This is a genomic window from Nocardia cyriacigeorgica (assembly GCF_029868385.1).
Taxonomy (GTDB): Bacteria; Actinomycetota; Actinomycetes; order Mycobacteriales; family Mycobacteriaceae; genus Nocardia; species Nocardia cyriacigeorgica_F.
Window position 1 is genome coordinate 1 of record NZ_JARWNX010000031.1, and the last position, 25,799, is coordinate 25,799.

A 25,799-nucleotide genomic window follows, 5' to 3' on the forward strand; every position below is an offset into this window, starting at 1 on the left:
CCCCCCCCGCCCCCAATTTTGGGCGCCCGCTCCGGCGCCCCCGGGGCGGCGCCCAACCCCGTCCCCCCGCGGGGGCGGGGGACCCCCGACACACCACGGGGCCGCGAACACGCGGTGCCGCAGGCGCCGCATAAATAACAAGAGCCCGGCACCTCTAGGGTGCCGGGCTTAATGCGATTCCGGTCCGGGCTGGGACCGGAATCGCTCGTCTGACGCCTTGGTCAGACGACCGTGCGTGTGCGGGTGCGCGCATTGCGGCGCTTGAGCGCCCGACGCTCGTCCTCGCTCATACCTCCCCACACACCGGCATCCTGTCCGGACTTCAGGGCCCACGACAGGCAGTCGGCGGTGACGGGGCAGCGAGCGCAGACCAGCTTGGCATCGGCAATCTGCGCGAGCGCAGGACCACTGTTACCCACCGGGAAGAACAGTTCGGGATCCTCGTCGCGACAGATGGCCTTGTGGCGCCAGTCCATTCCTCTGCTCCTTTGCTGGGCGCCACAAATGGCGCCGATGGTTTGTGGATCGTTAACTTGTGCGACCTGAAGATTTCCGCACGGTTGCTTGTGAATGCTTTCACGAACACCGTAGATGTCAATAGGCATCTGGTGCACCGTGGGGAAGCTCACGCTCTGAAGGTCCCGTAAGGGGAGCCTGCCCGGTCCTTTGTACTCGCTCCGCCGGGTTTTCGCAGCACAACAGCGATGTTTTTCACGTCGGCGAGTCTCAGGCCGGACGCGGGGCGACGACTTCCAGGACGTCGGGGACCGCGGTGAAATCCACCACGTTGCGTTTGCCGATGAAGTCGCCATCGATTTGCAGGCCGATCTCCTGATCGGTCTCGATTCGTACGGTCGCGACGTCGTCCTCGCGAAACAATTTGCGTGACTTGGGGTTTCCGCTCGGTGCCAGAAGTTGCCCGGCCAACCGCAATGTCGGCAGCACCGCCATCGAGCGCATGGCGAACACGCCGAGCCCGGTTTCGAACGCGGTGCCCGGATTGGTGCGCACGGGGGTGGAGTTCAGGTAGGTCCACGGGCTGGTGTTGGTGACGAAGGCGTAGCGCACACCCTCGACGGGTTTGTGTCCGGGCACGGTTACCGTGGCCTCCGGCTGATGCCGCTTCGCGCGGAAGAACTGGCGCACCGTGGTCGCCAGATAGCGCACCGGGGTGGCGGCGCGACCCTTGGCGCGGCTGGCGTCGATGGCCTCACAGACGTCGGCGTCCATGCCGACACCCGCGCTGAAACAGAACCAGCGATCATCGGCGATGCCGAGCCCGATGCGGCGATCGTCGTTCACCGACAGCAGGTCGATGAGCTGGTTGGTGGCCGCCACCGGATCCGGCTTCAGGCCGAGGGCGCGGGCGAAGACGTTGGCGGATCCGCCGGGGATCACCCCGAGCCTCGGCCGCCACATCTGCCCGTCGTCGACCTGGGGCAAGGGCAGGAATCCGTTGATCGTCTCGTTGACGGTGCCGTCGCCGCCGTGCACCACGATCAGGTCCATCTCATTGGTCGCGGCCCACTGGGCCAGTTCCGCGGCGTGGCCTCGATGCTGGGTATGGGCGACCGTCAACTGCGTCCGGCTCTCCAGCGCATGCGCCAGCAGATCCCTGGTCGCCGCGGTGGTAGAGGTGGCATTCGGATTCACGATCAACAACGTCCGCACCTACGCACCTTAAGTCAGCGGGGTTACCGGCTCGGCCGATGCCACGGCCGCAGGGCTCGCGACCTACCCTGGTCGGGTGGCTGAGCGAGATGACCTCGGAACGGTGCCCGGCACGGTGCGTGGCGCCGGTGGACTGGTGGCATTGGAAGGCGCCGTCGCCGTGACGGTGGCGATCGTGCTGGTTGTGCGTGGTCTGCTCGGTCACGATCAGAGCCAGGCCAGCGGATACGGCACCGCGGCGTGGTTCGTGATCCTCGGCGGCGCGGTGCTCGCCGCGGGTATCGGTCTGCTGCTCGGGCAGCGGTGGGGGCGGGCCATCGCGGTGATCGCGCAGTTGCTGCTGTTGCCGGTGGTGTGGTCGCTGCTGACCGATTCGCATCAGCCGTTCTACGGGGCGCTGCTCGGCGTAGTGGTGGTCGGCGCGCTGATTCTGCTGTTCACCCCGGCCACCAGTCGCTGGATGGCGCGCGAGTACGGGATCGACACCGACTGAGAGCGGGTCCGCCCCGGATCAGCTCGCGACCGCGTCCCGCAGCGCCTGACGGCACAGCTGATCGGCGCGACGGGTCGTCTCCGGCAGCCGGTACTTCGGCGTCAGGGCGAGCACCTGATCGCAGGCGGTGTCCAGGTCGATGAGGTGACCGACCGAGACGAATACCGGCTTCACCCCGGCCCTGGTGCGCAGCACCCGGCCGACCACCTCGCCGTCGATGGTGATATCGGTGTGCGCGCCACGGTCGGCACCCGGCTGCGGGCATTCGCCCCAGGCGGATTTCGCGACACCGATCGTCGGTATCCCGGTGACGACACCCACATGGCAGGCGAACCCGAACCGGCGCGGATGGGCCAGCCCCTGCGCATCGCAGACCAGCAGATCGGGGGTGGTGTCGAGCTGTTGGAGTGCGGTGATCGTGGTGGGCATCTCCCGGAACGAGAGCAGTCCGGGAACGTAGGGGAACGTGGTGGTTCCGTAGGCGACGGTGCTCTCCACGGTGTGGAGGGTGTGCGCGTCCACCACGACGATGGCCGCGGCGACGGCGCCGTCGTCGTGATAGGCGGAGTCGAGCCCGGCGATGGTGGTGAACTCCGGTGGCCGCGGGTTCTCGGTGCGGACCAGCGGGCGCAGTGCGTCCTGCATCGCCACCGCCTCGGCCTCCGACACCGGCCAGCGATCGGGCAGCGTCAGATCCTTCATCGGTGTTCGGCCAGCGCGGTCAGTGCCGTGCCGGAGAGCCGGTAGCCCACCCAGTCGTCCTGCGCGTCGGCGCCGATGGCCTCGTAGAAGTCGATGGACGGGGTGTTCCAGGTGAGCACCGACCAGGACACCCGGCTGTAGCCGTTGCGCACGGCCTCCTCGGCCAGCGCCGCGATCAACGCCTTACCGAGCCCCGTGCCGCGGGTCTGTGGAGTGACATAGAGATCCTCCAGGTAGATCCCGTGCACGCCGTCCCACGTCGAGTAGTTCAGGAACCAGATCGCGCACCCCACCACCTCGCCGTCGAGGGTGGCGACATGAGCGAACAGGGCGGGCGCTTGCCCGAACAGCGCCGCATGCAACTGCTCGGCCGTGAGCGTGCACTCATGCCTGGCCTTCTCGTATTCGGCGAGGTCGTAGACGAGTGCGACCAGCGCGGGCACGTCTGCGGGGACGGCGCGGCGGACGGTGGATCCGGTCATCGGTCGGCCCCCTCGGTGGGGACCAGGTTGTGGGCGCGGACGGTGCGGGCGTCGTGGTCGTAGCCGAGCACACTGACCGCACCCGTCGACATGGCGAACCGCCTGCCCTCGCGGATATCGAACTGGCACCAGCGGGCGATCAGGGCGCGGGAGAAATGCCCGTGCCCCACCAACACCACATCCCGCTCGGCCAGCCGCGGCTCGACGCGCCCCAGCACGCGATCGGCGCGCGCGGTGACCTGTTCGGCGGACTCGCCGCCGGGGACGGCGCCGGTCCAGATGGTCCAGCCCGGTGCGGACTCCCGGATCTGCGCGGTGGTGCGGCCCTCGTAATCGCCGTAATCCCATTCGCGGAGGTCGTCGTCGATGACGCCGTCGCCGAGCCCGGCCAGTTCGGCGGTGTGCCGGGCACGCTTGCGTGGACTGGTGAATACCAGCGGATCGCGCAAGTCCACTCCCGTGAGCAACGCTCGCGCGGCGAGCGCCTGCCGTTCGCCGAGTTCGGTGAGGGGTAGGTCGGTGTTGCCGGTGTGCCGTCGCTGTGACGACCACGTCGTCTCACCGTGGCGCAGCAGTACCAGCCGGGCGTGCTCGAGATCGGACATGGGGTCCATCATGCCCCTCAGCCCAGCGCGAAGAGTTGCCCACCACGGTGCTCGAGGACCACATCCCCGATCACACCGAGCGCGATGGGGGAGCCGTCGTATCCCTTGCGTTCGACCGGGATCCGAGTCATCTCCGCGCCGGTCGCCGGATCGAGTTCGACGATGGCGCCTTCGACGGGCATCAGGAGATGGCCGCCCATCAGGGCCGGACTGCCGAGCGCACCCGGCGCGGTCCACATCGGGTCGAAAGTCTTGCCGTTCAGGGCGATCAGACTGTTACCGGTGAAAACCAGGTACGCCGAACTGATTTCGGTCGTGGTCGTGGTGTCGGTGAGGGGCGCCGAAAGCTCGTGTACCACCAGGGGATTGCCGGAAGAATCGAATACCGACAGCCGTGGCGCGACGGCCTCGGGTGCGGTCGTGCCCGGCTGGTAGATCACGATGCGGTTGTCCGACACCGCGATCACCCGCGCGCCGGGAGCGTCGGCACCGGGACCGGTGAGCACATGGGAGCCGAATTCCTTGGGGACGCGGAAATCCTTGGGCGCCGGATCGAGCGTCGTCAGGCGAGTCGCCGCATCACCGGGACAGCGTTCCAGCACGGCGAGCCGCGACGGGCTCGACCCGGCCGAGATCAGCGAGCACCCCTGGCGCGGCTGGGATCTGGGGATCTCTTTGGCGTTGACGTAGCCGTACTCGAGGGTGCGCACCAGATCCGAGCGCCACATCTCCAGCCGCTGCGGCCCCTGTGCCAGCACGTAGGTGCCATCGACCGACAGCTCGATCGAGGGGTCCATATAGCTGCTGCGGGCAATCATGCGTGACCCGTCGGCGCCGAGCAGCATGGTGGTCTGACTGCATCCACGATCGTCGCGATACACCGCGATCACCGTGCCGAACTGGGATTGCACACCACACAGCGGGATATCGCGCCGGTAATGCCAGAGTTCGTCGCCGGTGCGCGGATCACGTCCGGTGACCGTGCCGCCGTCGCCGGTGACCACGGCACCACCCGAGGTGAGCGCCTCGGTACTCGCCGCATCGGGCGCATGCCAGAGTTCGCGCAGCTCAGTGGGCAGCACCGAGGACACGGCAGGGGTCTGCACCGGATGTGCGGCGGTGACCGAATCGGTGGCGCGGGCATCCGACCGAAGCCACACCACGAATGCCGCGATCGCCAGTACGAGGGCGATCGCGACCGCGATGATGATGTCGGCGCGGGTCCGCCGCTCGGGTGCGAGCACGTGTGCGAGGTTAGCCGATCGGCCAGGGCGTAGACGACATCACCTCACCGTGCACACCGGGCAAATATCCGGGCCGGTACGACAAAAATGCTGGTGGGCGCGATTCGCGCCCACCAGCATTCACGGGGTGTCCGATCAGACGGAGACGCCGGCGGTGCTGTCCGCCTCGACCGATGCGGTCGGCTCCGCCGCGGTGGCCTCCGCCGTTTCCGCGGCAGGCTTGCGACGGCGACGCCTGCGCCGCGCGGGCTGTTCACCAGCGGACTCGGAGTCGGCGCTCTCGGAGTCGGCGCTCTCGGATTCGGCCGCGTCGGCGGTGTCGGCCGCCGCGGTGTCGTTCGCCTCGGCGGTGCCGGACTCGCCAGCCTCCGTCGCGGGCTTGCGGCGACGGCGCCTGCGACGGGCGGGACGTTCGGCGTCCTCGGCGTCGCCCTCGGCCGGGGCCGAGCCGCTGTCGACGTCGGCGGGCGCCTCGACGGTGCTGTCGGCAGTGGTCGTGGCGTCACCGTCGATCGGCTGACCGCCACGGGTGCGCCTGCGATTGCGCTTGCGCGGTGTGCGCTCGGGGCGTTCGACGACCTCGGCGTCCTCCTCGCGTTCCCGCTTGGGCTTGCGGATGGTGCCGGTGACACCCTCGGGGATGCCGAGTTCGGAGAACAGATGCGGCGAGCGCGAATACGTTTCGACCGGTTCGGGGATGCCGAGGCCGAGCGCCTTGTCGATGCCCGCCCAGCGGTTGAGTTCGTCCCAGTCGATCAGCGTCACCGCGACACCGGTGCGGCCCGCGCGACCGGTGCGGCCGATGCGGTGCACATAGGTCTTCTCGTCCTCGGGGCACTGGTAATTGATGACGTGGGTGACATCGTCGATATCGATACCGCGGGCGGCCACATCGGTGGCGACCAGTACGTCGATGGTGCCCTTGCGGAATTTGGCCAATGCCTTCTCGCGGGCGATCTGGCCGAGGTCACCGTGCACCGCGCCCACCGCGAAACCGCGTTCGGCGAGATCGTCGGCGACCTTCTGCGCAGTGCGCTTGGTGCGGGTGAAGATCATGGTGGCGCCGCGGGTCTCGGCCTGGAGCACCCGCGCGACCAGTTCGCTCTTGTCCAGGGCGTGGGCCCGATAGACGAACTGTGCGGTGCGATCGTGCACCGCGGAATCGTGCGGCTCCTCGGCGCGGATATGCGTCGGGCGAGTCAGGAATGTCCGGGCCAGGGTGATGATCGGGCCCGGCATGGTGGCCGAGAACAGCATGGTCTGCCGTTTATCCGGCACCATGCCCAGAATGCGTTCGATATCGGGCAGGAAGCCCAGATCGAGCATTTCATCGGCTTCGTCCAGGACGAGCACACCGACCTTGCCGAGGATCAGATGCTGCTGATTCGCCAGATCCAGCAGCCGGCCCGGCGTGCCGACCACCACGTCGACGCCCGCGCGCAGCGCCTCGATCTGCGCCTCGTAGGGGCGGCCACCGTAGATGGAGGCCACCTTCAGCGGACCCTGATGGTTGGTCAGGTATTTGCTCGCGTTTTCCAGGTCCTTGGTGACCTGGAGGCAGAGTTCGCGGGTCGGCACGATCACCAGGGCCCGCGGCGTTCCGTCCAGCGGGGTGGTGCCCGATTCGGCGGTGGCGATGCGGTGCAGCAGTGGCACCCCGAATCCGAAGGTCTTACCCATGCCGGTGCGGGCCTGGCCGATGAGGTCTTCTCCGGCGAGCGCCAGCGGCAGGGTGAGTTCCTGGATGGCGAAGGTGCGTTCGATGCCGATCTCGCCGAGCGCGCGCACGATTTCCTCGCGTACGCCCAACTCGGTGAATGTCGGTGCGGTATGTGTTTCGTCCAGTTCGGCGGTCAGCAGGGTGTCCGCCAGTCCCGGTTCCTGTTCGACGGTGATCTTGCTCAGGGTTCGTGCCTTCCTCGTTATCGCGTCACGCGCGCACGAGGCGTGGGGCGGACCGGCCGGTCCGCGACGACCACGTATCCGCCTGTGATGCTCACCGGCCGCTGCCGGATGTCAGCGGTGCCCGCCTGATCGGGGGCTGCCTGGGAGACATCGGCGCGGCGCTTCGGTGACGCGGATCTGGTGCGCGCACATTTTCCGTGGACATCGGCTGACGCGCCGGGCCGACAACTGTGTCGGACGTGATCGTCTGACGCGATCGGGCGCGAAATTTTCGTTGTCCGTGGTGATTGTAGCGTGATATTGTGCTCCGCCCGAAAAGGCGGCCGGGAAAATGCGCGGTCAATAGTTTGTTTTCCGTGCACACGCCGACGAACGTGGTGCGCGACACGGCAATTCATCGGGCGTGGCGAATCGGTGATATCGATGACAGTCCGGGCACCGCCTGCGGCATGACCGCACCTTGGGTGTTACTGCCGGTACCGGATGTGAGACATTCGTGTGGTGAGCATCGCAGACACCGTCACCCTCGCCGCACGTAACGCCTGGGCGCTGACCTTCGGCCCCGGTGTGGCCGATCCCGAACCGGCGCCGTCGACCGTGCTGTGGGATCAGCCGCATCGCAAGCTGCTGCGCTTCGACGGCGCGGTTCGCCGGCCCGAACCCGAATCCGCGGTGCTGCTCGTGCCCCCGCTCGCCGCCCCGGCCACCTGTTTCGACCTGCGCCCCGACCAGAGTGTGGCCCGATTTCTACTGGAGACCGGCCGCGCACCGTATCTGGTCGACTATGGCGAGATCACCTTCGCCGACCGCCGGATGGGATTCGAGGACTGGATCGATGACATCCTGCCCGAGGCGGTGCTGCGCGCATCGGCCGATCGGGGCGGGGCGCCGGTCGACCTGATCGGCTGGTCGCTCGGCGGCACCTTGTCGCTGCTGACCGCCGCTGCGAACGCGCAGCTGCCGATCCGGTCGATCACCGCGGTGGGCGCGCCCCTGGACTACGACAAGATGACCGGCATTCCGCAGCTGCGCGCGGTCGCCAAGCTGACCGGCGGTCAGGCCGTATCCACGGTGGTGCGCGCGGCCGGTGGGGTGCCCGCCGGGCTGACCAGGCTCGCCTATCGGGCCACCGCATGGGAACGCGAACTCAAACGGCCGTGGTTCGTGGCCAGCAATATCGCCCGTACCGAGACCCTGGCCCGGATGGAGACCATCGACCGGTTCATGGCCGAGATGCCCGGCTATCCCGGTCGTTTCTACGGCCAGCTGTGGGGCAGGCTCATGCTCGCCAACGACATCGGGCGCGGCGTGGTCCGGCTGGGGCAGCGGCATATCGAACTGGCGAATGTGACCGCGCCGGTCCTGCTCGTCGGCGGACCGTCCGACGTCATCACACCGGCTGCCGCCGTCGAGGCCGGGCTGAACACGCTCACCGGTGCGGCCTCGGTGCGTTACGAGACCGCACCCGGCAGCCATCTGGGGATCTTGACCGGCCCGGCCGCGCGTGAGACCACCTGGACCTATCTGGACAAGTTCCTCACCACCGGGGTCTGACGCCGCCGTCACGCGCCGCCCGGCTCGCGCGGCGGGGACGAACCGCGACGGGCCGCGAGGCGGGTATTACGCTGGTGTGCCATGGGAGCACAGTCACCTGCCGCGCTGGGTGTTTCGCCGACCGGCCCGGTTTCGCCGTCCATTCCCGCCGATCATCCCGGGGTGACCGATCTGTTCGCGGTGCTCGCCTACGGTGAGATCTCCGCGTTCTACCGGCTCGCCGAGGAGGCCAAGCTCTCGCCCACCGTCCGGGGCAAGGTGGCGGTGGCGAAGATGGCCGCCGCCGAAATGGAGCATTTCAACCTGCTGGAGGCGGCGCTGTCGGAACGCGGCGCCGATATCTTCGATGTGATGGCGCCGTTCGTGCGCGCGCTGGACGCCTATCACGCCTCCACCGACCCGTCGACGTGGCTCGAGTCGATGGTGAAGTTCCACGTCGGCGACGGTATCGCGGCCGATTTCTACCGTGAGATCGCCGGTGTGCTCAGCCCCGATGTCGCCACGGTGGTGCGCGATGTGCTGGCCGAGACCGGCCATTCGGAGTTCGTGGTCGACGAGGTGCGCCGCGCGGTGGCGGCCAGCCGGTCCGAGCGTGACCGGCTCACCCTGTGGGGCCGCCGACTACTCGGCGAGGCCATCACCCAGGCGCAGTACGTGATGGCACAGCGCGATGAACTCACCGAATTGGTGCTCGCCGCCACCGGCGACCTCAACGGCATCGCCACCCTGTTCGAGCGAATGCAGAACAGCCACGCCGAGCGGATGTCGGTGCTCGGGCTCTAGCCGCTACCCGCTGGTCGTGCGCGATCGGCGAGGACGAACGGTATCGCGACCGCCGCGAGTACCGCGCCGATCCAGCACACCGAGGTGAGCGCGGCGTCCCTGGACAGGGTGAGGGCCGCCAGGATCGGCGTGGTGCTGATACCGAGCTGGAAGGCCGAGACGGTCGTCGCGCCCGCTAGCGTAGGAGCTTCGGCCGCGATGGCGAAGACTCGTCCGTACACCGCCGGATTGACCACGAACGCGGCGATGCCGAGCACGAATACTGTCGGCACCACGGCCCAGACGCGGTCGATGGCGAACACCATCACCACCGACAGCGCGATGATGGCGCAGGCGCCCGACAGCAGCGCCAGATGCGGTCTGCGATCCGCGATCCGGCCGCCGATGGACAGCCCGACGAAAGCGCCGACCCCGAACAGCGCGAGGATCGCCGGGATCCAGACCTCGGGGACCGCCGTGATATCGGCGAGCATCGCGGCGAGATAGTTGAACGTGATCATGTACGCGGCCGTCGTCAGGATGGTGATCGCGTAGATGCCCCACAGCCGTGGTGCGCGCATGGTGCGCAGTTCCCTCGCCACGCTCGGCCGGTCGGCCGGGCCGGTGTCGGAATCGGCGGCGGGTAGTCCGATCCGGCATCCGATCATGGCGGCGACCGTCAGCACCGCCACGGCCCAGAAGCCGCCGCGCCAATCGGTGAAATGGCTCAGCAGTGTGCCCGCCGGTCCGCCCGCGACCATCGCGATACTGAGTCCACTGACCACGACGCCGGAGGCTCGGGCATTGCGGTCCGGGGTGACCAACCCGATCGCGGTCACCGACGCGACCGCGAAGAAGCCCGCGTACGCGACTCCCGACACCACTCGGCTGATCAGCAGGACCTGGTAATCACCCAGCAGCCCGACGACGATGCCCGCCACGAAGATCCCCTGCGTGACCAGCAGCGCGGCCCGTCGCGGCCATCGCAGTCCGATCACCGCCAACGGCGGCCCGCCGAACACGACGCCGAGCGCGAACGCGGTGATCAGCATCCCGGCCGAGGACAGCGTGGTGTCCAGATCGGTCGCCACCGCGGGCAGTACGCCCGCAAGCAGGAACTCGGCCGTCCCCATCGCGAAGAGACTGAACCCGAGTAGGTACACCCCGGCGGGTAGCCGGTCGGAGCGGTGCGCGGACGGGGTCAGGGTTTCGGTGCCGACCATCAGCGCTCACCTCCCGTGCCGATCGACGGGGCTGTCGCCGCGGTGCCTGGTCGATCGTCGTTCGGGGATGCGCTACCTCGCCCGTCGATCGCATCCCTTCTGGTGGCGGGTATCGACCCGCTGCTTGCCGTTGTTGTCGTTCTCATCGGGATCACCTCCGACGACAGCATCGCGGCGAATTTGCCATATCGGCAAAGAATCTTGCCGATTCCGGGACGGATTTGCTGCACTGTGCGCATGGATGGGCAGCCGAGCGTCGACGCGGTCATCGAGCAGATCCCGCCGCGGCTACGCCGGGCGCGCGAGAAGAAGGGTGTGAGTCTCGCCGATCTCGCGCGCAGCACCGGAATCTCGACCAGTACGTTGTCGCGGCTGGAGTCGGCGCAGCGCAAACCCAGCCTCGAACTGCTGCTGCCGATCACCGCGGCGCTGGGCGTCGCGCTCGACGAGATCGTGTCCTCGCCCCGGATCCTGGACCCGGCGGTGCCACGGGCCTCGGGTTCCGGCGGCGGCCGGGTGCTGGTCCCGCTGTCCGGGCATCGCGGTGGGCCACGCGCCTGCGCGATGACCATTCCGGCCGATGACGATGAGCCGCACCTGCGCACACACCCCGGCCACGAATGGCTGTATGTGCTGCGTGGGCGGCTGCGAGTGCGGCTCGGCGATCGTGATTTCGTGATGTATGCCGGTGAGGCGGCCGAGTTCGACTGCCGGATACCGCACTGGTTCGGTGCGAGCGGCGGAACGAATGTCGAGGTACTGAGCCTGTACGGAGCGCGGGGTGAGCGAATGCACGTCCGTACTCGACACGCCTGATGTGGTGGGGCGCCGCGCCGTGGTGTGCTGCCACGCCGGGCCGGGATCGGCCGGGCTACTCGTTGGCGGCGCGGTCGCGGACCAGATGCAGCCCGTGCGCATGGACGCGATCGGTGAGCCAGACGACGATGCTCTGATCGCCGCTGGTCTCCAGCGTTTCGAACGGCACATCCAGGTCGCCGAGCACCGGATGGTCGAACCGCAGCAGGGCGACGGTCGGCTCGTTGAGTCGCTGCGGGGTCCAGCGTTCGGCGAAGGTAGGGTGGCGCCGCAGCGTATCGATGGTGTCGCGCAGCGCCTCGTCGGCGGGCCAGCGCACCATGGCGCGGTTGAGCGCCGCGGCGAATGCGTCGGCGGCCTGCGACCAATTGCGCAGCACCCGATGCGCGGCCGGATGGGTGAAGGTGAACCGGGCGAGATTGGGGGAGGCGTCGTCGAGCAGTCCGAGCGGCGCCGCGACATCCGCCCAGGCGCCGTTCCAGTCCAGCACGTTCAACTGCCTGCCGACGACGAAAGCCGGAGTCGGTGCGAGCGCACGCAGGACCTGCTGAACGGTCTCCGGGACCTGCTCGGGCTCGGCATCGCCGCCGGGGCACCGCGAACCGTCGGCGGCGGTCAGCGCCAGGATATTGAACTGATAGCGCGCCTCACCGCGCAGCAGCAGCGCATCGGCGAGCGCCTCGACCACCGCGGGTGAGGGATTGTTGTCACGGCCCTGCTCCATGCGGGCCAGATAGTCGGCGCTCACGCCCGCCAGCACCGCGACCTCCTCGCGCCGCAGCCCTGGAGTGCGGCGGCGGCGCCCCTCGGGAAGCCCGACATCGCCCGGCCGCAATTCCGCGCGCCGGGCGATCAGGAATTCGGCGAACCTGCTTCGTGCCATGCCATCCATCGTGCCTCGTCGGGGGCCGGTTATCCGCGCCCTGCCAGGTCCAGGATAACGACGGTCTGGTTAGCGGACCACGGTCCGGTCATGGTGGAGGCATGACCACTACTCCGGAAACCACCGCCACCACCCAGCAGTTGCGACCCGGCTCCTGGGCCCTGGACCCCGCCCATTCGGCCGTCGGCTTCACCATTCGCCACCTCGGCATCTCCAAGGTGCGCGGCGGCTTCACCAGGTTCGACACCGAATTCATCGTCGACGACACCGGTGCGGCCACCCTCGGCGCCACCATCGACCTCGATTCCTTCGATACCGGCAACGCCGACCGCGACGCCCATATCCGCACCGCCGACTTCCTCGACGTGGCCAATCGCCCGACCCTGACCTTCCGCGCCACCGAACCGGTGCGCGTCGCGGAATCGTTCACCGTGGAAGGTGAGGCGACGCTCGGGCAGATCACCAAGCCGGTCACCCTCGAGGTGGAGTGGGGCGGTGTCCAGGAGTTCGGCGCGACCGGCGACAACCACGCCGGATTCTCCGCGACCGGCACGATCAAGCGCACCGATTTCGGTGTCGGCGGCCCGCTGCCCGGCATGCTCAGCGATGCGGTGAAGATCGAACTGGAGATCCAGCTCGTCGAGCCGAAATAACCGACCGCGCGCGGTGGCGGTGCTGTTCGCTGACAGCGCAGGCGGTCAGCTGTCTGCCTGCCTTCCGGCTGCATTAGCCTTGGTGCGACAGCACACGACTCTATGTTCGGAGGTTGGCCGTGGAGGTCAAGATCGGTATTTCGGATAGCCCGCGCGAGCTCGTCATCACCAGCTCGCAGACCCCCGACGAGGTCGAGGCGCTGGTGTCCGGTGCCCTCAGCGGTGATACCGGTGTCGTCGCGCTGACCGATGAGAAGGGACGCAAGTTCCTGATCCAGGCATCGAAGGTCGCCTACGTGGAGATCGGCACCGCGACCGGCGGCCGGGTCGGCTTCGCCGCTGTCTAGAGCGGGATTTGTCGCATAGATGAATTCGGCCCCCACCAGGGTTTCTGGTGGGGGCCGAATTCGTCGGCGATATGGCGAACTACTGCTCGTTGTCGCGAGCGCGCAGCACCTGCTCGATCGGGTGCAGTGGCACGTGGGACAGCCCGCCCCATGCCAATGCGACCGTGGTGTCGACGGCCTCGTCCTTCGGGATCGGACGATCGGCCTCGAGCCAGTAGCGTGCGGTGAACTGGCTCGCGCCGACCAGTCCGACCGCGAGAATGCGGGCCCGGTACGGGTCGAGGCCCGAATCATGGGCCACCAGATCGAACACGGCGTCCACACAGGCCTCGGTGGCCTGCTCGACGCGACGCTGCACCTGCGGCTCGCTGGTCAGGTCCGATTCGAAGACGAGGCGGAAGCCCTGCATCTCGTTGTCGACGAAATCGAAGTAGGCCTGCACCGCCGCCCGCACGCGCTGGCGGTTGTCGGTGGTGGAGCGCAGCGCCTGCCGCACACTCGACACCAACATGTCCACGTAGTTCTGCAATACCGCGACATATAGCTCGAGCTTGCTGGTGAAGTGCTGATACAGCACCGGCTTGCTGACGCCAGCGCATTGCGAGATCTCGTCCATTCCGGCGGCGTGATAGCCACGCAGGACGAACACTTCGCTGGCGGCGGCCAGTAGTTGAGTGCGCCGTTCGTCGCGCGGCAGCCGGGTGCCACGCTTGGCCGGGGTCATGGCCTCGGACGACGTTCTGCGGGACGTCATCCGGTCCACGAGGTCAGTCATTTCGGATCTCCCAGTCGATTCCCCGGCAAAAGGGGTGTGCACCGGGTTATCCACAGCACGATACCCGGTCCCGGCGCACTTTCCGATGGGGGTGGTAATTGCGCACGGCGATCACAGTGCACTCGTGAGATATCTCCCAGTGCTCTGCGCGGCCCGCCAATGCCCGGTGCCGCGGTCTTCCACTCTGTGAGAGTCTGTTTGCCGTGACCGACCGACCGGAAATGCCGACCGGTGGCGGGCGCGATGCGCACCGCCCCTCAGGTTCCGACGACTCCGGTTCCGCACTGTCGCCGACCGTGGCATGGCCGGATCCCGCCGCATCCGACCGTTCGCGGCAGCCGTTGCGTGCCCGCTGGGACCCCACCGCACCGGATGAGAAGGCTCGATCACGCGCTCCGCGGCCGCCGCGTGATGTGAAGAAGCAGAGCGCCATCGGCCGATTCGTCTCCACCTACGGCTGGCGGGCGTACGCGTTGCCGGTGCTGCTGGTGGTGACGCTCATCGTGGTGATCGACGCGATCCGCACCGGTCCCGAGAAGGCGCCGGCCGCCGGTGAACCCGGATTCGGGCGGTTGAGCCCGCCCGCCGCGAGCGCCGGTGTCATCGGCGCACCGCCCGGTGACGGTGAATTCCCCGACGATCTGCCGACCGGCATGCTGCCAGAGGGTGGGCAGTTCGTGGAGACCGGCGCCGGGACCTGGCGGGTGGTGCCGGGAACCAACGCTCAGGTGGGGGCCGGTGAGCAGTACGTCTTCAGCTACACCGTCGAGATCGAGGACGGGCTCGACACCTCCGGTTACGGTGGCGACGCCTCGGTGGCGAAGATGGTCGACTCCACGCTGGCCAATCCGAAGAGCTGGACCCATGACCGCAAGTTCGCTTTCCGGCGGGTCGACCAGGGCGAGCCCGATTTCCGGGTCTCGCTCACCTCGCGTGAAACCGCCCGTACCTCATGCGGTTTCGAGATCGAGATCGATTCGTCGTGCTACAACTCCGACCTCGGCCGGGTGGTGCTCTCGGAGGCTCGCTGGGTGCGCGGCGCGCTCGCCTTCGAAGGCGATATCGGCTCCTACCGGCAGTATCTGGTCAACCATGAGGTCGGCCATGCCATCGGCTATCACCAGCATCAGCCCTGTGAGACCGACGGCGGGCTGGCACCGGTGATGATGCAGCAGACCTTCGGCACCGAGAACAACGTCATCGCCACCCTCGACCCCGACGGTGTGGTCCCGATGGACGGTAAACGCTGTCGCTTCAATCCCTGGCCGTATCCCCGCGGCTGACGGCCGGGCCGGTTGCCGTCCGGCGCCGCGGATGCGCGACCATGGACGGGGAAGAACGGCCGGGTCGTCGGTGTTGCACCGAGAGCGCACCCAGGCGTGCGTCATCGCATCGTGATCGGCCCATTCGATTCGAGGAGTTCTGGACGTGTCATCACCGAAGTCCCTGCCGCCATTGGTCGCCCCGGCCGCGGAACTGACCAGGGACGAGGTCGCTCGCTACAGCCGCCACCTGATCATTCCCGATCTGGGCGTGGACGGGCAGAAGCGGCTGAAGAACGCCAAAGTGCTGGTGATCGGTGCGGGTGGGCTCGGCTCCCCGGCGCTGCTGTACCTGGCCGCCGCCGGTGTCGGCACGCTCGGCATCGTCGAGTTCGACGAGGTCGACGCCTCCAATCTGCAACGCCAGGTCATCCACGGCGAATCCGATATCGGCCGCCCCAAGGGCGAGAGCGCCCGCGATTCGATCCTGGAGATCAACTCCGGCATCGACGTGCGGCTGCACACGCTGCGGTTGGAACCGGAGAACGCGGTCGAGCTGTTCGCCCAGTACGACCTGATCGTCGACGGCACCGACAACTTCGCCACCCGCTATCTGGTCAACGACGCCGCCGTGCTGGCGGGTAAGCCCTACGTCTGGGGCTCGATCTACCGGTTCGAGGGCCAGGTGTCGGTGTTCTGGGAGGACGCCCCCGACGGCCGTGGCATCAACTACCGGGATCTGTACCCGGAGGCGCCGCCGCCGGGCATGGTCCCCTCGTGCGCCGAGGGCGGTGTGCTCGGTGTGCTGTGCGCGTCCATCGGTTCGATCATGGTGACCGAGACCATCAAGTTGATCACCGGGATCGGCGAGCCACTGCTGGGCCGGTTGATGGTCTACGACGCATTGGACATGACCTACCGGACCATCAAGCTGCGCCGCGATCCCGAGCGTCAGCCGATCACCGAACTGATCGACTACGAGGCGTTCTGCGGTGTGGTGAGCGAGGAAGGTCAGGCCGCGGTCGCCGGTTCCACGGTCACCGCGCGCGAACTCAAGGAGATGATCGACGCCGGTAAGCCGGTGCATCTGGTCGACGTCCGTGAGCCCGTGGAATGGGACATCGTGCACATCGAGGGCGCGACGCTGATTCCGAAGGATCGCATCCTGTCCGGTGAGGCGCTGTCGGAGCTGCCGCAGAACCGGCCGATCGTGCTGCACTGCAAGACCGGTATCCGTTCGGCGGAGGCGTTGGCCGCGCTCAAACGGGCCGGGTTCGCCGATGCCACTCATCTGCAAGGCGGTGTGATCGCCTGGGCCAACCAGGTCGATCCCTCCCTACCGGTGTACTGACCGGCCCGTTACCTCGGCGCGGCGCCCGTTTCGGGCGCGTCGCCGGGAGTACGGTACGGCCGTGACATCTGTGGAGCCTCCCGAGCATGTGCGAGCCACGTTCGGCCTGCGCGAGGTGACGCCGATTGCGCTCGGCGACTGGGAAGGCGGCTGGCGCCTCGGCGATGTGGTGCTCAGCCCCGTCGCCGATCACGCCAGGGCGGCCTGGTCGGCCAAGGTACGCGAGAATCTGAAGGTCGACGGCTTGCGGCTGGCCCGGCCGGTGCGGGCCACCGACGGACGCTATGTGGTGTCCGGCTGGCGGGCCGACACCTTCCTGGAAGGTACGCCCGAACCGCGGCACGACGAGGTGGTATCGGTCTCGCTGCGCTTGCATGCGGCCACCGCGCAGCTCGAGCGGCCGCGGTTCCTGGTGCAGCCGCCGGTCGCGCCGTGGATGGATGTCGACGTATTCGTCGCCGCCGACCGTGCCGCCTGGGAGGCCGTGCCGCTGCGCAGTCTGCGCGCGGGCGGCGCGATACCGACGACCTCGCCCGACGGCAGGCACAGCATGGAGTTGATCGGGCAGCTGGCCACCCTGCGCAAACCGGTGCGGACCCCGGCGCAGCTGGTGCACGGCGATCTGTTCGGCACCGTATTGTTCTCCGGCGCCGACACTCCCGGCCTCAGCGATATCACCCCGTACTGGCGCCCGGCGGCGTGGGCGGCGGGTGTGGTGGTGGTGGATGCCCTGTCCTGGGGCGGCGCCGACGACGGACTGCTGGAGCGTTGGGCGGATCTGCCGGAGTGGCCGCAGATGCTGTTGCGGGCGGCCATGTTCCGGCTCGCGGTGCACGCCCTGCATCCGCGGTCCACACCGGAGGCGTTGCCCGGTCTGGCGCGCACCGCGGATATGGTGCGGTTCCTGCTCTGAACCGGCACGGCCGATTCGACGATCGTGCATAACGCGGCGTGGTGCGGCGCCGCCGACAACGACGACACCGCACCCGGTGCGGACCCGGTCTCAGACGTTCGCGTACGCCAGCGAGGGAACCCGCGCCACCGCGAATTCCGAGCGCAGGTAGAACCACCACGTCACGCCCGCCATCACCACGAACGCGGCGGCGTAACCCCAGAATGCGGGCGCCATACTGCCGAAGTTGGTGTTGGACAGCCGAAGTGCCTGTTGGAGTAGATAGCCGCCGGAGGCGCCGATCGCCCCGATGACACCGATGGCCGCACCCGCCTGCCGCTTCGCCGACGCCGCCGCCTGAGCGGGATCGAGATCGTGCTCGGCGGCGTACTTCGCGGCCTCGGCGCTGAAGATCGACGGGATCATCCGGTAGGTGGAGCCATTGCCGATACCGGTGAGCACGAACAGCAACAGGAACGAGATCAGATACAGCGGAAAGCTCTTCAGCTCCAGCGCCGCCATGATCAACGCCACCGCGACCGCCATACCGCCGAACACCGTGAGGGTGATCTTGGCGCCGCCGATCTTATCGGCGACCCAGCCGCCGAACGGCCTGCTGAACGAGCCGACCAGCGCGCCGAGGAAGGCGAGATTGCCGAGGGTGGTGATCCAGCCGATATTCGCCAGATCGGGGAAGTTGGCCTTGATCAGGGTGGGGAAGGCGAAGGAGAACCCGATGAACGAACCGAAGGTGCCGATGTAGAGCACCGACATCACCCAGGTGTGCTGATTGGTCAGCGCGAGTCGGTAGGACTTACCGTCGGATTTCGCGGTGCGCAGACTGTCCATGCAGCGCAGTGCGCCGATGGTGGCGATCAGGATGAACGGCACCCAGACCAGCACCGCGAGGGTGATCCCGAAGCGATAGCCCGCCGGGTCCTTCGCGGTCAGATGGGTACCGAAGGTGATCAGCAGCGGCAGCAGCAGCTGGGTCTGCGCGACGCCGAGATTGCCGCCCGCCGCATTGATGCCCAGCGCCGCGCCCTTTTTCCCTTCCGGGAAGAAGAACGAGATATTGGCCATCGAGGACGAGAAGTTGCCGCCGCCGACACCGGCGAGCGCGGCCAGGATCAGGAACACCCACATCGGTGTATCCGGCTGGTTGACGAAATAGGCCAGCCCGAGTGTGGGGATCAGCAGCATGGCGGCGCTGAACGCGGTGAAGGCCCGGCCGCCGAAGCGGGGGATGGCGAAGGTGTAGGGAATGCGCAGTGCCGCACCGACCAGCGTCGGGGTGGAGGTGAGCAGCAGGGCATTGCTCACCGCGGTCGGATCGCCCTTGCCGAGCCCGGCCAGGAACCCGAAACCGGCCGCGCCCATGCTCGTCACGACCGAACCCCAGATGACCCAGACGCTGAAGCCGAGATTCTCGGCGAACACCGAGAAGGCGAGGTTCTTCCGCGCGGTGCGCGCCCCGCCGGATTCCCAGAACCGCGGGTCGTCGGGCTCCCAGGTATCGATCCAGCGTCCGCGCCGCTGATGGCTGAACGTCGGTGTCTGCTTGCCGGTGTCGGATATCGCGGTCATCGGCTCCCTCTCGATCGCACTGCGACCGCTCCCTCATCGTGGCGGCACTGCCTCATCGCAGCGCTGTGGTGTCCCGGCGTCCCCTCGATGACGTGCCGCCGGGTGCCTGAGCGGTCGAATCACAAGGTAGGAGGGTGGTGTTGCGGTCACATGGCCCGCAGTGACGATCACGGCAACTCCGACTCACCGCGGCTGCGGCGTGCCGGTGACCGGTTGGTTACGCGGTCTCGCTTCCCGGTGCGGGGTACTCGGCGAGCAGTGAGCCGAGGAAGCAGCGCGCGGCCTGGGCGGCGCGGTCGGCGTCGCCGTCGATGACGGCCTGCACCAGTTCGCGATGCTCCGCATCGTAGGAATCGCCGTACTTCGAGGTCCGGGAGCGGATGCCCGCCTCGATGACCGGCAGCAGCGAATCGTAGAACTCCAGGTACACCGCGTTGTGGCTGGCGACCACGATGGCGCGGTGCAGTTGGACGTCGGCCTCGATGGCGGCGGGGTTGTCCTCGTCCCAGGACTTGCCGCGTTCCTCCAGCAGCCGCCGCAGGGTGGCGATATCGGTTTCGTCGCGGCGTTGGGCGGCGAGGGCGGCGGCGGTGGTGTCGAGGGCCTGGCGCAGTTCGAGGATGTCGCGTTCCTGGGCGTCGGCGAAGTATTTGGCCAGCGCGCCACTCACCTCGGAGCTGGCGATCACATAGGTGCCCGAGCCCTGTCGGCGCTCGAGCATGCCCGCGTGGACGAGTGCCTGCACCGCCTCACGCAGCGTATTCCGGCCGGTACCGGTGAGTTCGGCGAGTTCCGGCTCGGTGGGTATGCGCGAGCCGATCGGCCAACGGCCCGAGCGGATTTCGGCCCGGAGCTGTTCGGTGACCTGCGCGATGAGACTGGTGCGGCGGACGGGTTGCACCGCAACAGGGTACCGCTCGTCACATCGGCTTGCTCCCGTCATCCGGTCATCCTATGATTTTTCGGTGACCGCAACCCTGCCCGAGACGACCACCAGCCCCGGCGCGCAGACGGCCGTGCGCCGACGCGCGCTGACCGAAGGTCGGCTGCTGGTACTCGCGGCGATCATCATGTCGGCGCTCGTGCTGCGCGTCGCGGTCACCGCCTTCAGCCCGCTGGCCGAGGAGATCGGCCACGAGATCGGCTACGGCACCGCCGTCGTCGGCGTGTTCGGCATGATCCCCACCCTGATGTTCTCCCTGTCCGGTCTGCTGACCCCGCTGCTGGTGCGCAGGCTCGGCCTCGAGCGCACCGCACTGGTCGCCATGCTGATGGCCGGGCTCGGCATGCTCATCCGGGTGCTCGTCTCCGGCACCGCGGAACTGTTCGTCTTCTCCGCCCTCGCCCTCGGCGGCATGGGCATCGGCAATGTGGTGATCCCGCCGCTGGTCAAGCGGTACTTCCCGGACCGGCTCGCCATCGTCAGCGCGCTCTACATCACCATGGTGCAGATCGGCACCGTACTGCCCGCGCTGGTCGCGGTGCCCGTCGCCGAATCGCACGGCTGGCGGATCTCGCTCGGCATGTGGGCGCTGCTCGGCTTCATCGCCGCCGTGCCGTGGTTCGGCGTACTGCGCGACCGCCGCGGCCGCGACCGGGCCGACACCACCGCACTGCCCGCCGACGGGCCCGACACCGCTGGCAAGGCCTGGCGCTCGCCGGTGGCCTGGGGCATGGCCGGCATGTTCGGTATGACCTCGCTGACGACCTACTCCATGTTCACCTGGCTGCCGACGATCTTCGCCGACGCGGGCGCGAGCGCGGCCTTCGGCGGCTCGATGGTCGCGCTGTTCGCGGTGGTCGGCCTGGTCGCCGCGTTGACCGCGCCGACCGTCGCCGCACGTATGCGGAATCCGTTCCCGGTGGTGATCGGCTGTGCGGTGTGTTTCTTCGTGGCCTTCACCGCCCTGTTGATCGCGCCGATGAGCGCACCGATCCTGTGGGTGATCGTGCTCGGTCTCGGCCCGAGCACCTTCCCGATGGCGCTCACCCTGATCAACCTGCGCACCCGCACCCCGGCGGGCTCGGCGGCGCTGTCGGGCTTCACCCAGGGCGTCGGTTACGCGGTCGCCTGCGCCGGGCCGGTGCTGTTCGGCATGCTGCACACCGCCACCGGCGGGTACGCCGCGCCGTTCGCCTTCCTCGGCGTTGCGGTGCTGGTGTTGTTGGCCGGGGCCTGGCAGGCCTGCAAACCGCGCATGCTCGAGGACACCTGGTCGGCACGCTGAGCCGAACATCCGGCGTCGCGGCGCGGCGCCGGATGTCCTTGCGGCAGCCCCACGTAGGAGTTGCGGCTGGGGGTGACCCACGTCATGCTGGCAGGCGACCTCACCGCGCCGTGTCGCGCGAGCGGGCAATCGGACATGTCCGGAAACGGGTGTGCCATCTGCCGGAAACATCTCACCCCGATACCCCGGGAAACGTGAGCAACCGTTGATTTGACGGTCATTTCGCGCAGCATTTCGGCAATACCCGTTTCCTACCGTTGGGCCAACCGATTTTGGGAGGCCCGTTGAGTACGCCGACGCGTAACCGCAACCTCGAGCACTGGGATGCCGAGGATGTCGCAGCCTGGGAAGCAGGCGGTAAGGACATCGCCAAGCGCAACCTGATCTGGTCGGTCGTCGCCGAGCACATCGGTTTCTCGATCTGGTCGATCTGGTCGGTCATGGTGCTGTTCATGCCCACCGAGACCTTCGGCATCGATGCGGCGGGCAAGTTCTTCCTGGTGGCGGTCCCGACCCTGGTCGGCGCGGTGCTGCGGATTCCCTACACCGTGGCGACGGCGAAGTTCGGAGGACGTAACTGGACGGTGTTCAGCGCGCTCGCACTGCTGGTGCCCGCCCTGCTGACGCTGTACTTCATCAACCAGCCCGGCACCTCCTACACCACCTTCCTGGTCGTCGCGGCGTTCGCCGGTCTCGGTGGCGGCAACTTCGCGTCGTCGATGACCAATATCAATGCCTTCTACCCGCAGCGGCTCAAGGGCTGGGCGCTCGGTATGAACGCCGGTGGCGGCAATATCGGCGTTCCGGTGATCCAGCTGCTCGGACTGCTGGTGATCGCGACCCTCGGCAATGAATACGCCTCGATCATCTGCGCGATCTATCTGGTGCTGATCGCGGTGGCCGCGGTCGGCGCCGCCCTGTTCATGGACAACCTGCGCAACCAGAAGGCCGACCTGTCCGACATGGTCACCGCGCTGAAGGTGCCGCAGTCGTGGGCCATCGCCTTCCTCTACATCGGCACCTTCGGCTCGTTCATCGGTTACAGCTTCGCCTTCGGCCAGATCTTGCAGATCAGCTTCCTCGCCGGTGGCGACACCCCGATGCAGGCCACCCTGCACGCCGCGCAGATCGCGTTCATCGGCCCGCTGCTCGGTTCGCTGGCCCGCCCCTACGGCGGCAAGCTGGCCGACCGGATCGGCGGCAGCAGGGTCAGCATCGTCATCTTCGCGGCGATGATGGTGGCCACCGCGGTGGTCGCGGTCGCCTCCACCATCGGCGACGGCACCGCCGGCGGCCCGTCCGGTGCGGTCATGGCCGTGCTGACGCTCGGGTTCGTTGCCCTGTTCATCCTGTCCGGGCTCGGCAACGGATCGGTCACCAAGATCATCCCGTCGGTCTTCGACGCCAAATCCAAGAGCCTGGCCGCGAGCCCTGCCGAGCAGGCGGCCTGGTCGCAGAACACCTCGGGTGCGCTGATCGGGTTCGTCGGCGCCATCGGCGCGCTCGGCGGTGTCGGCATCAACCTGGTGCTGCGTTCGTCGTACGCGTCCACACAGTCCGCGACCACCGCCTTCTGGGTGTTCATGGGGTTCTACGTGGCCTGCGCCGTCGTCACCTGGGCGGTGTTCCTGCGCAGGCCCGGCCTGCGCACGGCCGACACCGACGTCGTGGTCGAGGCCGAAGCCCTGGTCCTGGAAGCCGAGGCCGCCAACTCCACCACCCGGTCCACCAACTCGTCGGCTCGCGCCTGACATCGAACAACCACGGAGGGACAGTCATGAACTCGACAGTCGAACCCACACAGCGCAAGACCGTGGTGGTCGCGGGCCATGGCATGGTCGGTCACCGGTTCGTGGAGGCGCTGCGTTCCCGAGACGAGGCAGGCCGGTGGCAGGTCGTGATCCTCAGCGAGGAACAGTTGCCCGCTTACGACCGCGTCGGGCTGTCGTCCTACGTCGGCGCCTGGGATCCGAGCGCACTGGCCCTGCCCGGTAACGAGTACGCCGGTGACGATCTGGTCGAGTTGCGGCTCGGCCAGCGCGCCGAATCCATCGACCGCGCCGCCCGCAAGCTCACCACCTCCACCGGCGAGACCCTCGGCTACGACGCGCTGGTGCTGGCCACCGGTTCCTACGCTTTCGTGCCGCCGGTGCCCGGTCACGACAATGCCGAATGCTTCGTGTACCGCACCCTCGACGATCTCGACGGTATCCGGGCCACCGCCGCGGCGGCCGGGGAGGGCGCGCACGGCGTCGTCATCGGCGGCGGGCTGCTCGGGCTGGAGGCGGCCAATGCGCTGCGCCTGCTCGGCATGACACCGCACGTCATCGAATACAACGACCGGCTGATGCCCGCCCAGGTCGACGCCGGTGGTGGCGCCATCCTGGAGAAGCTGGTCACCGAACTCGGCCTGCACGTGCACACCGGTGTCGGCACCTCATCGATCGACACCGTCGACGGCGCGGGGCCCGCGACCAAACTGAAGGTCACCCTGTCCGACGACAGCACCATCGACGCCGCGCTGGTGGTGTTCTCCGCCGGTATCCGCCCGCGCGACGAGATCGCCCGCGAGGCCGGTCTCGAGGTGGGGCCGCGCGGCGGCATCATCACCGACCTCGGCCTCCAGACCTCCGATCCGAACATCTACGCGGTCGGTGAATGCGCCGCGGTCGAGGGCGTCTGCTACGGCCTGGTCGCCCCCGGTTACACCACCGCCGAGATCGTCGCCGACCGGCTGCTCGGCGGCGCGGGGGAATTCCCCGGCGCGGATATGTCCACCAAGCTGAAGCTGCTCGGTGTCGATGTGGCCAGCTTCGGCGATGCGCACGGCACCACCGAGGGCGCGCTGTCGGTGGTGTTGCACGATGCCGCCAAGGGCACCTACGCCAAGCTGGTGATCTCCGATGACGCGCAGACCCTGCTCGGCGGCATCCTGGTCGGTGACGCCACCCAGTACGCGGCGCTGCGCCCGCTGGTCGGCCGTCCGCTGCCCGCCGAACCCGCCGCGCTCATCTCCCCGGCGGGCGCCGAACTCGGCGCCGACGCACTGCCCGACGACGCCCAGATCTGCTCCTGCAACAACGTCAGCAAGGGCGCCATCTGCGGCGCCATCGGCGAGGGCGCCTGCGATATCGCGGGCATCAAGAGCTGCACCAATGCGGGCACCTCCTGCGGTGGCTGTGTGCCGATGATCAAGAAGCTGCTCGAACAGTCCGGTGTGGAGATGTCCAAGGCGCTGTGCGAGCACTTCGCCCAGTCGCGGGCCGAACTGTTCGACATCGTGCAGGTCACCGGCATCCGCACGTTCTCCGAGCTGATCGCCAAATACGGCAAGGGCGCGGGCTGCGATATCTGCAAGCCCACCGTCGCCTCCATCCTGGCCTCCACCTCGAGCGATCACATCCTCGACGGCGAACAGGCCGCGTTGCAGGACACCAACGACCACTTCCTGGCCAACTTGCAGAAGAACGGCACCTATTCGGTGGTGCCGCGGATGCCGGGTGGTGAGGTCACCGCCGAGCAGCTGATCACCATCGGTGAGGTCGCCAAGGAGTTCGACCTCTACGTCAAGGTCACCGGCGGTCAGCGCATCGACCTGTTCGGCGCCAGCGTCGATCAGCTGCCGCTGATCTGGAAGCGCCTGGTGGACGCGGGCATGGAATCCGGCCACGCGTACGGCAAATCGCTGCGCACGGTCAAGAGCTGCGTCGGCTCCACCTGGTGCCGGTACGGTCAGCAGGATTCGGTCGGCATGGCCGTGCTGCTGGAGAAGCGCTACCGCGGTCTACGTTCGCCGCACAAGCTCAAGCTCGCGGTCTCCGGGTGCGCGCGCGAATGCGCGGAGGCGCGCGGTAAGGACGTCGGCGTCATCGCCACCGAGAACGGCTGGAACCTCTACGTCGGCGGTAACGGTGGTCTCACCCCCAAGCACGCCGTGCTGTTGGCCGGTGAACTCGACGACGACACGCTGATCTCCTATATCGACCGGTATCTGATGTTCTACATCCGCACCGCCGACCGGTTGCAGCGCACCGCGCCGTGGCAGGAATCGCTCGAGGGTGGCATCGAGTATGTCAAGCAGGTGGTCTGCGAGGACAGTCTCGGTATCGCCAGCGAGCTGGAAGCGGCGATGGCCAAGCACGTCGACGGCTACCGCGACGAATGGGCCGCGGTGCTCGAGGACGAGGACAAGCTCTCGCGTTTCGTGTCCTTCGTCAACGCGCCGGAGCAGACCGATCCGACCATCTCGTTCGATGACAGCGGCGAGCGCAAGGTGCCGGTGCTGCTCGGCCTGCCCGATATGCCCGTCGCCAGCGCCGGAGCATGACCGGATCGGTGCGGCGTCGCAACTGCTACGCCCGGGA

The 25,799-nt window shown here is 68.0% G+C and carries 24 protein-coding genes; 12 read left to right on the forward strand and 12 right to left on the reverse strand.

The window, feature by feature from the left end; all coding sequences use genetic code 11:
- Positions 1-221: 221 nt before the first annotated feature.
- Both QH168_RS06560 and QH168_RS06565 read right to left on the reverse strand, forming a co-directional pair.
- Positions 222-476 carry a WhiB family transcriptional regulator gene (locus QH168_RS06560; RefSeq protein WP_011211115.1) on the reverse strand — a complete coding sequence of 85 codons (255 nt, stop codon included), beginning with the start codon at positions 474-476 and terminating at the stop codon, positions 222-224.
- Between the two features lie 250 nt (positions 477-726).
- Entirely contained in the window at positions 727-1,671 is a 945-nt protein-coding gene (locus QH168_RS06565; RefSeq protein WP_280233576.1) for a diacylglycerol/lipid kinase family protein, read from the reverse strand.
- A gap of 76 nt (positions 1,672-1,747) precedes the next feature.
- Here QH168_RS06565 and QH168_RS06570 point away from each other — a divergent pair, with 76 nt between their 5' ends.
- On the forward strand, positions 1,748-2,164 hold the full coding sequence (locus QH168_RS06570) for a hypothetical protein (RefSeq protein WP_280233577.1): 417 nt from the start codon (positions 1,748-1,750) through the stop codon (positions 2,162-2,164).
- 18 nt (positions 2,165-2,182) lie between these two features.
- On the opposite strand, the gene QH168_RS06575 is transcribed toward QH168_RS06570, so the two are convergent.
- The 5 genes from QH168_RS06575 to QH168_RS06595 form a co-directional block, all read right to left on the reverse strand.
- On the reverse strand, positions 2,183-2,866 hold the full coding sequence (locus tag QH168_RS06575; protein WP_280233579.1) for an endonuclease V: 684 nt from the start codon (positions 2,864-2,866) through the stop codon (positions 2,183-2,185).
- Positions 2,863-3,348 (reverse strand): GNAT family N-acetyltransferase, encoded by a 486-nt coding sequence (locus QH168_RS06580; protein WP_280233580.1) that lies wholly within the window; start codon positions 3,346-3,348, stop codon positions 2,863-2,865. The genes QH168_RS06575 and QH168_RS06580 overlap by 4 nt, the downstream gene beginning before the upstream one ends.
- Positions 3,345-3,953, reverse strand: a complete 609-nt coding sequence (locus tag QH168_RS06585) for an acid phosphatase (protein WP_280233581.1) — start codon at positions 3,951-3,953, stop codon at positions 3,345-3,347. The genes QH168_RS06580 and QH168_RS06585 overlap by 4 nt, the downstream gene beginning before the upstream one ends.
- 17 nt (positions 3,954-3,970) lie before the next feature.
- Positions 3,971-5,197, reverse strand: coding sequence for an Rv3212 family protein (locus QH168_RS06590; protein ID WP_280233583.1), 1,227 nt, complete (start codon positions 5,195-5,197; stop codon positions 3,971-3,973).
- A gap of 135 nt (positions 5,198-5,332) precedes the next feature.
- Positions 5,333-7,123: a DEAD/DEAH box helicase gene (locus QH168_RS06595; RefSeq protein WP_280233670.1), complete on the reverse strand. Its 1,791-nt coding sequence runs from the start codon at positions 7,121-7,123 to the stop codon at positions 5,333-5,335.
- A 480-nt stretch (positions 7,124-7,603) separates the two neighbouring features.
- On the opposite strand from QH168_RS06595, the gene QH168_RS06600 reads away from it, so the two are divergent.
- The gene (locus QH168_RS06600; RefSeq protein ID WP_280233584.1) at positions 7,604-8,656 is read left to right on the forward strand and encodes an alpha/beta hydrolase; all 1,053 of its coding nucleotides are present in this window, start codon (positions 7,604-7,606) and stop codon (positions 8,654-8,656) included.
- 81 nt (positions 8,657-8,737) lie between these two features.
- Complete coding sequence (locus QH168_RS06605; protein ID WP_280233585.1) at positions 8,738-9,439, forward strand: ferritin-like fold-containing protein; 702 nt, start codon at positions 8,738-8,740, stop codon at positions 9,437-9,439.
- Here the strand turns inward: QH168_RS06605 and QH168_RS06610 are convergent.
- A complete protein-coding gene (locus tag QH168_RS06610) occupies positions 9,436-10,641 on the reverse strand; it encodes an MFS transporter (protein ID WP_280233586.1) in 1,206 nt (401 codons plus the stop codon). The genes QH168_RS06605 and QH168_RS06610 overlap by 4 nt on opposite strands.
- 237 nt (positions 10,642-10,878) lie before the next feature.
- Between QH168_RS06610 and QH168_RS06615 the strand changes: the two genes are divergently transcribed.
- Positions 10,879-11,457, forward strand: coding sequence for a helix-turn-helix domain-containing protein (locus QH168_RS06615; RefSeq protein ID WP_280233587.1), 579 nt, complete (start codon positions 10,879-10,881; stop codon positions 11,455-11,457).
- A 55-nt stretch (positions 11,458-11,512) separates the two neighbouring features.
- Here QH168_RS06615 and QH168_RS06620 read toward each other — a convergent pair whose 3' ends face one another.
- Positions 11,513-12,340 (reverse strand): helix-turn-helix transcriptional regulator, encoded by an 828-nt coding sequence (locus QH168_RS06620; protein WP_280233589.1) that lies wholly within the window; start codon positions 12,338-12,340, stop codon positions 11,513-11,515.
- Positions 12,341-12,441: 101 nt separating this feature from the next.
- On the opposite strand from QH168_RS06620, the gene QH168_RS06625 reads away from it, so the two are divergent.
- Both QH168_RS06625 and QH168_RS06630 read left to right on the forward strand, forming a co-directional pair.
- Positions 12,442-12,993, forward strand: coding sequence for a YceI family protein (locus tag QH168_RS06625; RefSeq protein ID WP_280233590.1), 552 nt, complete (start codon positions 12,442-12,444; stop codon positions 12,991-12,993).
- Between the two features lie 119 nt (positions 12,994-13,112).
- Positions 13,113-13,340 carry a DUF3107 domain-containing protein gene (locus tag QH168_RS06630; protein ID WP_280233591.1) on the forward strand — a complete coding sequence of 76 codons (228 nt, stop codon included), beginning with the start codon at positions 13,113-13,115 and terminating at the stop codon, positions 13,338-13,340.
- 79 nt (positions 13,341-13,419) lie between these two features.
- Here QH168_RS06630 and QH168_RS06635 read toward each other — a convergent pair whose 3' ends face one another.
- Positions 13,420-14,115, reverse strand: a complete 696-nt coding sequence (locus QH168_RS06635; RefSeq protein ID WP_280233592.1) for a TetR/AcrR family transcriptional regulator — start codon at positions 14,113-14,115, stop codon at positions 13,420-13,422.
- A gap of 203 nt (positions 14,116-14,318) precedes the next feature.
- Here QH168_RS06635 and QH168_RS06640 point away from each other — a divergent pair, with 203 nt between their 5' ends.
- The 3 genes from QH168_RS06640 to QH168_RS06650 all read left to right on the forward strand — a co-directional run bounded on the left by QH168_RS06640 (position 14,319) and on the right by QH168_RS06650 (position 17,641).
- Positions 14,319-15,398: a DUF3152 domain-containing protein gene (locus tag QH168_RS06640; RefSeq protein WP_432421046.1), complete on the forward strand. Its 1,080-nt coding sequence runs from the start codon at positions 14,319-14,321 to the stop codon at positions 15,396-15,398.
- Positions 15,399-15,543: 145 nt separating this feature from the next.
- On the forward strand, positions 15,544-16,728 hold the full coding sequence (moeZ, locus tag QH168_RS06645) for an adenylyltransferase/sulfurtransferase MoeZ (RefSeq protein WP_280233593.1): 1,185 nt from the start codon (positions 15,544-15,546) through the stop codon (positions 16,726-16,728).
- A 61-nt stretch (positions 16,729-16,789) separates the two neighbouring features.
- Positions 16,790-17,641 (forward strand): TIGR02569 family protein, encoded by an 852-nt coding sequence (locus QH168_RS06650; protein ID WP_280233594.1) that lies wholly within the window; start codon positions 16,790-16,792, stop codon positions 17,639-17,641.
- A gap of 90 nt (positions 17,642-17,731) precedes the next feature.
- On the opposite strand, the gene QH168_RS06655 is transcribed toward QH168_RS06650, so the two are convergent.
- Positions 17,732-19,207 (reverse strand): nitrate/nitrite transporter, encoded by a 1,476-nt coding sequence (locus QH168_RS06655; RefSeq protein WP_280233595.1) that lies wholly within the window; start codon positions 19,205-19,207, stop codon positions 17,732-17,734.
- 217 nt (positions 19,208-19,424) lie between these two features.
- Positions 19,425-20,108, reverse strand: a complete 684-nt coding sequence (locus QH168_RS06660; RefSeq protein WP_280233597.1) for a FadR/GntR family transcriptional regulator — start codon at positions 20,106-20,108, stop codon at positions 19,425-19,427.
- Between the two features lie 64 nt (positions 20,109-20,172).
- On the opposite strand from QH168_RS06660, the gene QH168_RS06665 reads away from it, so the two are divergent.
- From QH168_RS06665 to nirB, 3 genes are all read left to right on the forward strand, one after another.
- Positions 20,173-21,435, forward strand: coding sequence for an MFS transporter (locus tag QH168_RS06665; RefSeq protein WP_432421047.1), 1,263 nt, complete (start codon positions 20,173-20,175; stop codon positions 21,433-21,435).
- A 284-nt stretch (positions 21,436-21,719) separates the two neighbouring features.
- On the forward strand, positions 21,720-23,186 hold the full coding sequence (locus tag QH168_RS06670; RefSeq protein WP_280233598.1) for a nitrate/nitrite transporter: 1,467 nt from the start codon (positions 21,720-21,722) through the stop codon (positions 23,184-23,186).
- Positions 23,187-23,212: 26 nt separating this feature from the next.
- The gene (gene nirB / locus QH168_RS06675) at positions 23,213-25,762 is read left to right on the forward strand and encodes a nitrite reductase large subunit NirB (RefSeq protein ID WP_280233599.1); all 2,550 of its coding nucleotides are present in this window, start codon (positions 23,213-23,215) and stop codon (positions 25,760-25,762) included.
- Positions 25,763-25,799 lie beyond the last annotated feature (37 nt).

Excerpts from the sequence above, each read along its gene's own strand:
- QH168_RS06580 (WP_280233580.1), bottom strand. The coding sequence starts at position 3,348 with ATGACCGGATCCACCGTCCGCCGCGCCGTCCCCGCAGACGTGCCCGCG.
- QH168_RS06585 (WP_280233581.1), bottom strand. The coding sequence starts at position 3,953 with ATGTCCGATCTCGAGCACGCCCGGCTGGTACTGCTGCGCCACGGTGAG.
- QH168_RS06605 (WP_280233585.1), top strand. The coding sequence starts at position 8,738 with ATGGGAGCACAGTCACCTGCCGCGCTGGGTGTTTCGCCGACCGGCCCG.
- QH168_RS06575 (WP_280233579.1), bottom strand. The coding sequence starts at position 2,866 with ATGAAGGATCTGACGCTGCCCGATCGCTGGCCGGTGTCGGAGGCCGAG.
- QH168_RS06655 (WP_280233595.1), bottom strand. The coding sequence starts at position 19,207 with ATGACCGCGATATCCGACACCGGCAAGCAGACACCGACGTTCAGCCAT.
- QH168_RS06560 (WP_011211115.1), bottom strand. The coding sequence starts at position 476 with ATGGACTGGCGCCACAAGGCCATCTGTCGCGACGAGGATCCCGAACTG.
- QH168_RS06615 (WP_280233587.1), top strand. The coding sequence starts at position 10,879 with ATGGATGGGCAGCCGAGCGTCGACGCGGTCATCGAGCAGATCCCGCCG.
- QH168_RS06610 (WP_280233586.1), bottom strand. The coding sequence starts at position 10,641 with ATGGTCGGCACCGAAACCCTGACCCCGTCCGCGCACCGCTCCGACCGG.
- QH168_RS06635 (WP_280233592.1), bottom strand. The coding sequence starts at position 14,115 with ATGACTGACCTCGTGGACCGGATGACGTCCCGCAGAACGTCGTCCGAG.
- QH168_RS06625 (WP_280233590.1), top strand. The coding sequence starts at position 12,442 with ATGACCACTACTCCGGAAACCACCGCCACCACCCAGCAGTTGCGACCC.
- QH168_RS06620 (WP_280233589.1), bottom strand. The coding sequence starts at position 12,340 with ATGGCACGAAGCAGGTTCGCCGAATTCCTGATCGCCCGGCGCGCGGAA.
- nirB (WP_280233599.1), top strand. The coding sequence starts at position 23,213 with ATGAACTCGACAGTCGAACCCACACAGCGCAAGACCGTGGTGGTCGCG.